The following is a 5,433-nucleotide window of genomic DNA, read 5'->3' as shown; positions in this document are numbered from 1 at the left end:
CAGGCTGGCATCGAGCCCGACCAGCCAGCGGCCGTCGGCCCAGCGTGCATGCAGGCGGGCCTGCAGGGTCGACAGTGCCAGGCCCAGCGGCTGAGGGTCGAAGTCCGCGGCGGCGATATCCACCAGCTGCAGCCGTTCGCGGGCGGCATGGCGGCGCAGCAGGGCGATCTCGCGGGCGCAGAGCGGGCAGGCGCCGTCGTAGTAGAGGGTGAGTGGCCAGGTGGGATCGCGCATGGGGATGCCTTGTACAGGTTTTGTACAATGTAAGCGCGTCGGGGCCTGGGTTACAATGCCGGCACCTTTTCTGCCGCGATGCCCGAAGCCATGCCTGAACTCGCCGGTGCCCCTCTGCTCGCGTCCAGCGCCCTGAAACAGGAAGAGTTGTTCCCGATCCGCGAAGTCTCGCGCCTGACCGGCGTCAACCCGGTCACCCTGCGGGCCTGGGAACGACGCTACGGATTGATCCAGCCGACCCGCACCGACAGCGGCCATCGCCTCTATTCGCAGGCCGACATCGAGGCGGTGCGCAGCATTCTGGCCTGGATCGAGCGCGGCGTGGCGGTGAGCAAGGTCGGCAAGATCCTGGCCAAGAGCGCCGGCGCCCGCAGCGCGGCGACGCCGGCCTACGAGGAAGTCAGCGCCGGCGAATGGAGCGAGTGGCAGGGGCAGGTCCGTCGCGCCCTCGGCGATTTCGACGAGCTGCGCCTGGAGCGCCTGTACGGCCAGATCTTCTCCTCCTACCCGCTGCCGGTGGTGTTCCAGGACATCCTCATGCCGGTGTGGCAGACCCTGCTGCTGCGCCAGGACGAGTTCGGCCAGTGCAGCGAATGGCTGCTGCTCGACAGCTTCCTGCGCGGACGTTGCCTGCAGCGCCTGCAACTGGGTCGCGGCAGCGTCGAGGAAAGGGTGCTGCTCGCCGCCTTGCCGGGGCATTGTCGCGAGCTGGAGCTGCTGGTCGCCGCGCTGCTGCTGGGCAGCCTCGATATCGGCGTCAGCGTGCTCGGCGTTGGCCAGCCGTTGGCCGAGCTGCCGCTGGTTTGCGAGAAGATGCAGCCGCAGGCGCTGGTGCTGTTCAGCAACCAGCCGCCCAGCGACGAGCTGCCGCGGCAGCTGTCGCGCCTGGCGCTGGCGCTGGACTGCCCGCTGTTGCTGGCCGGCGACAGCGCCGACCTGGCCGAGGAGAGCCTGGCCGGTTCGCCGATTGCCTGCCTGGGCAATGAAGGGCGGCTGATGCAGCGACGTCTGCAGCAGTTTCTCGCCGGTCACCTCGATACCTGATCCCCGTCCGCACGTGCCGCTTATCCCGTCTGCCGGGAGCCGGGCGCGTGAGCGTGCGCGAAAACGCTTGTCGGTGACGAAAATTAGTTGTACAAGAGTTGTACATTATTATCGTGTGTAGGGCTTCCCGTCGCGACTCGCGGCCGCTGAGGCTGCACGGCGGAAGCTCGACCGACTGCGCAATCCGATAGCCAGCCCTCTCCTATCCCCTTCGGCTATCGGATTTTTTCTTCCGCGGCGGCGCTCAGGTGACCGGGTCGCTGCGCCGCTGGCGGTCGCTGTGCTGTTCGAAGAGGTATTGGCGCAGCGTCTGCTCGTCTTCGTCGTGCAGGGTTTGCAGGCTATAGGCGTAGCGGGCCTTGCCGATGCGCCGTACCAGGCGGGCGCGCAACTGCACGCGGCGCTGTTGCGGCAACAGCAGCTGCAGCAGCTGATCCTTGGCCGGGGTGCCGGGATTGTTGTGCTGCACCAGCATGCCGTTGTTCGACAGCTCCACTACCTGCAGGCCACTGGGGCGTTCTCGTCGGTCCAGCAGGGGCAGCGGGGCGGCGAGGGACAGGCGCCATGGACGTTCGCTGACGCCTTGCTCGAAGATCAGCGGTGCGTCCAGCTCCAGGCGCGAACCGCTCTGGCCGTCCTGGATCAGGCGCAAGGGAAAACTCAGGTGTTGATTGTCGCTGTGGGTGTCCAGGCTGAGCTGTTCGTCGCTGCTCAACTGGTTGAGCAGTTCGCGCAATTGTGCGCCGATGGCCAGGCGCCGTGTTTGCGCTTCACTGGGGCGGCGTTTGCGGGGTTGTGGCGAGCTGAGTTGCTGGATGAAATCCAACTCGGCTTGGGTCAGCAGCGGGTCGCTTTGCATGGCGGATACTACCTAGAGTCCAGCACCTTCAGACCGCGTCCCGCAGCGAGAGTTGTGTGCGTTCGTCAGTTATCCAGGCGTGCCCTGAGTTCGGCCAGCTCCGCCTCCAGCGCTTTGACGCGCTGCTGGGCCTCGACCTGCTCGGTGACGTCCTTCTGGATACCTATATAGTAGGTCAGCTGGTCGCCTTCGTTGAAAACCGGAGTGATCGACAGCTCGTTCCAGAAGGCGCTGCCGTCCTTGCGGTAGTTGCGGATGATCTGCCGGCACGGCTGCTGCGTCTTGACCGCCTGGCGAATGGCGTCCAGGCCGGGCTGGTCGCGGTCGTTGCCCTGCAGGAAGCGGCAATCCTGGTAGAGAATGTCTTCGCTGGCGTAGCCGGTGAGGCGCTCGAAGGCCGGGTTGGCGTAGATCAGGATGTTGTCGTCACCCTCCTGCTCGGCCACCACGATGCCGTCGTTGGAGGCGTCGATTACCAGTTGCAGCAGTTTGGCGTTGATCATGGGCGCGGTTCCGCAGGGTATGTGCGCTGCATTCTAAAACATCGGGTCGGGCTGTCCACTTGCGGCATAATGCGCCGCCTTTGCCACTGTTTCAGGAGTTGTCATGAAAGTCGCCATCCTCTCGGGGTCGGTCTACGGCACCGCCGAAGAAGTTGCCCGCCACGCCGAGCGCCTGCTCCAGGCCGCCGGGCTGGAGGCCTGGCACAAGCCGAACCTGAGCCTGGAAGAGCTGCTGGCCTTCGGCCCCGAGGCCTTTCTCACCGTGACCTCCACCACCGGCATGGGCGAGCTGCCGGACAACCTGCTGCCGCTGTACGGCGCCATTCGCGATCGCCTGCCGGCCTGGCAGGGGCTGCCCGGCGCGGTGCTGGCGCTGGGGGATTCCAGCTACGACAGCTTCTGCGGCGGCGGCGAGCTGGTGCGCGAGCTGTACGCCGAGCTGGGCCTGCGCGAAGTGGTGGAGATGCTGCGCCTGGACGCCAGCGAGACGGTCACCCCGGAACGCGACGCCGAGCCCTGGTTGCAGGCCTTCGCCGCCGCGCTGCAGGGCTGACCCCGCAGGCGGCCTACGGCGCCGGGGACTCGTCCAGCAGCTATAGCCAGGCCTGCGCCGCGCGTGACAGGTAGGCGTCGCGCCGCCAGATAAAGGCGATATCCCAGCGCAGATCCGACTCCAGCAATGGCCGGCGCACCACGCCCGGCCGTTCCAGCGCGGCGAGAAAGTCCGCCTGGCCGCTGCGGCCGCCTTCCTGCGGGGGGGCAGGCCGCGCCGCTGCTGATCGCCCTGCTCTAAGGCCCCGTTGTCGTTGATTTGCCGTGGAAGCAGCTTGAGCCGCGATACTCGCGGATAAATCCGCTCCTACAAAACCGCGTGCCCTGTCGACGCAGAATGGCGCATCGCCTTCCATAAGAGCGGCGAATGACGCCTTATCGCGGCCCGTACGCTCGGGTCATTGACCCGCAGGGTCAGCAGCTTGGCTGCCAGGGCAACTATCGCGGGGCCCACGCACGGCTAGACTGCGGACACCGCCGAACCACAACAAGATCGAGGTGACCGCCGTGAACGCTCCGCTGAATCTGCCCGACGTGAAGAACCAGGTATCCGCCGCCGAATGGCAGACCCGCGTCGACCTGGCCGCCTGCTACCGACTGATCGCCCTGTACGGCTGGGACGACCTGATCTTCACCCACATCTCGGCCAAGGTGCCGGGCACCGAGGACTTCCTGATCAACCCCTACGGCCTGATGTTCGACGAGATCAGCGCCTCCAGCCTGGTCAAGGTCGACCTGGCCGGCAACAAGCTGATGGACAGCCCCTTCGACATCAACCCGGCCGGCTACACCATCCACAGCGCCGTGCACGAGGTGCGCCACGACGTCGGCTGCGTGCTGCATATCCATACCGCCGCCGGCATCGCCGTGTCGGCGCAGCAGCAGGGCCTGCTGCCGCTGTCGCAGCAGTCGCTGTTCGTCCTTTCCAGCCTGGCCTACCACGGCTACGAGGGCGTGGCGCTGAACCATGACGAGAAGGCACGGCTGCAGGCCGACCTGGGCGAGAAGAACTTCATGATCCTGCCCAACCACGGCCTGCTCACCGCCTTCGGCAGCATCGCCGACGCCTTCCTCGGCATGTTCACCCTGCAGCGCGCCTGCGAGATCCAGGTCATGGCGCAGAGCGGTGGCGGCGAGCTGATCCATATCCCGCAGCAGATTCTCGACGGCGCCCGGGCGATGCTCGCCGGGGTGATGAAGAGCTCGCAGGGCATGGGCGGCGCGCTGCCCTGGCCGGCGCTGCTGCGCAAGCTCGACCGCTGCAACCCGGGCTACGCGCAGTGACGGCGTTGCCCGGCATCGCCCTGGACGCCTGGCGCGCCCAGGGGCAGGAGCTGCGTTTCGGCCCGCACGCGATTCGCTACTGGACGGCGGGCGAAGCGGCAGCCGAGCCGCTGCTGCTGATCCACGGGTTTCCCACCGCCAGCTGGGACTGGCACCGCCTGTGGCAGCCGCTGGCGCAGCAGTACCGGCTGATCGCCTGCGACATGCTCGGCTTCGGCTACTCGGCCAAGCCGCGCGGCCATGCCTACAGCCTGCTGGAGCAGGCCGACCTGCAGCAGGCGCTGCTGGCCCACCTGGGCGAGACGCGCCCGCTGCATGTGCTGGCCCACGACTACGGCGACAGCGTGGCCCAGGAGCTGCTGGCCCGCCATCAGGACGGGCGCATCCAACTGGCCAGCTGCGTGTTCCTCAACGGTGGCCTGTTTCCCGAGACCCACTATCCGGTGCTGACCCAGAAACTGCTGCTCGGCCCGCTGGGGCCGCTGCTCGGCCGGTTGTTCTCGCGGCGCACCCTGGCACAGAACTTCGCCAAGGTGTTCGGTCCGCATACGCCGCCCAGCGAGGCCGAGCTGGACGCCTTCTGGGCGCTGATCGCACATAACGACGGGCCCAAGGTGATGCACCGGCTGATCCGCTACATCCTCGATCGCCGCGCCAACCGCGCACGCTGGGTGGCGGCCATGCAGGGAACCACGGTGCCCATGCGGGTGATCGACGGTGCGGTCGATCCGATCTCCGGCGCGCATATGGTGGCGCGCTACCGCGAGCTGATCGAGCAGCCCGACACGGTGCTGCTCGACGGCATCGGCCACTATCCGCAAACCGAGGCGGCGGATCTGGTGCTCGCCCATTACCTCGAGTTTCGCCAACGGCTGGAGACCGCAGCATGCAGCGCCGCACCCTGTTGAAAGGTGCCGCCGTCGGCAGCGTGGCGGCCCTCGGCGCTGGTTTCTGGGC

7 protein-coding genes and 1 pseudogene are annotated in these 5,433 nt (G+C 67.2%); 4 read left to right on the top strand and 4 right to left on the bottom strand.

Going from position 1 to position 5,433, the window contains the following annotated elements:
* Window positions 1-234, bottom strand: a 234-nt coding sequence (locus N878_RS11745; protein ID WP_021443849.1) for a thiol-disulfide oxidoreductase DCC family protein, incomplete at its 3' end; no start/stop codon positions are given.
* A 90-nt stretch (window positions 235-324) separates the two neighbouring features.
* Between N878_RS11745 and N878_RS11740 the strand changes: the two genes are divergently transcribed.
* Complete coding sequence (locus N878_RS11740) at window positions 325-1,278, top strand: MerR family transcriptional regulator (RefSeq protein WP_031303067.1); 954 nt, start codon at window positions 325-327, stop codon at window positions 1,276-1,278.
* Between the two features lie 244 nt (window positions 1,279-1,522).
* Here N878_RS11740 and N878_RS11735 read toward each other — a convergent pair whose 3' ends face one another.
* Window positions 1,523-2,137, bottom strand: a complete 615-nt coding sequence (locus N878_RS11735; RefSeq protein WP_021443847.1) for a PilZ domain-containing protein — start codon at window positions 2,135-2,137, stop codon at window positions 1,523-1,525.
* 65 nt (window positions 2,138-2,202) lie between these two features.
* Window positions 2,203-2,640, bottom strand: coding sequence for a PAS sensor domain-containing protein (locus N878_RS11730; RefSeq protein WP_021443846.1), 438 nt, complete (start codon window positions 2,638-2,640; stop codon window positions 2,203-2,205).
* A gap of 103 nt (window positions 2,641-2,743) precedes the next feature.
* Between N878_RS11730 and N878_RS11725 the strand changes: the two genes are divergently transcribed.
* Window positions 2,744-3,193 carry a flavodoxin gene (locus N878_RS11725; RefSeq protein ID WP_021443845.1) on the top strand — a complete coding sequence of 150 codons (450 nt, stop codon included), beginning with the start codon at window positions 2,744-2,746 and terminating at the stop codon, window positions 3,191-3,193.
* A 40-nt stretch (window positions 3,194-3,233) separates the two neighbouring features.
* On the opposite strand, the pseudogene N878_RS26805 reads toward N878_RS11725, so the two are convergent.
* Window positions 3,234-3,395: pseudogene (locus N878_RS26805) on the bottom strand (LysR family transcriptional regulator); the annotation flags it as partial.
* Between the two features lie 295 nt (window positions 3,396-3,690).
* Here N878_RS26805 and N878_RS11720 point away from each other — a divergent pair.
* Window positions 3,691-4,476: a class II aldolase/adducin family protein gene (locus tag N878_RS11720; RefSeq protein ID WP_021443844.1), complete on the top strand. Its 786-nt coding sequence runs from the start codon at window positions 3,691-3,693 to the stop codon at window positions 4,474-4,476.
* Window positions 4,473-5,384 carry an alpha/beta fold hydrolase gene (locus N878_RS11715; protein ID WP_031303066.1) on the top strand — a complete coding sequence of 304 codons (912 nt, stop codon included), beginning with the start codon at window positions 4,473-4,475 and terminating at the stop codon, window positions 5,382-5,384. Before N878_RS11720 ends, N878_RS11715 begins: the two co-directional genes overlap by 4 nt.
* Window positions 5,385-5,433 lie beyond the last annotated feature (49 nt).

This window comes from Pseudomonas sp. EGD-AK9 (assembly GCF_000465935.2).
GTDB lineage: Bacteria > Pseudomonadota > Gammaproteobacteria > Pseudomonadales > Pseudomonadaceae > Aquipseudomonas.
The sequence above is the reverse complement of the archived record's forward strand: the minus strand, read 5'-3'. Positions and strand labels throughout refer to the sequence as shown.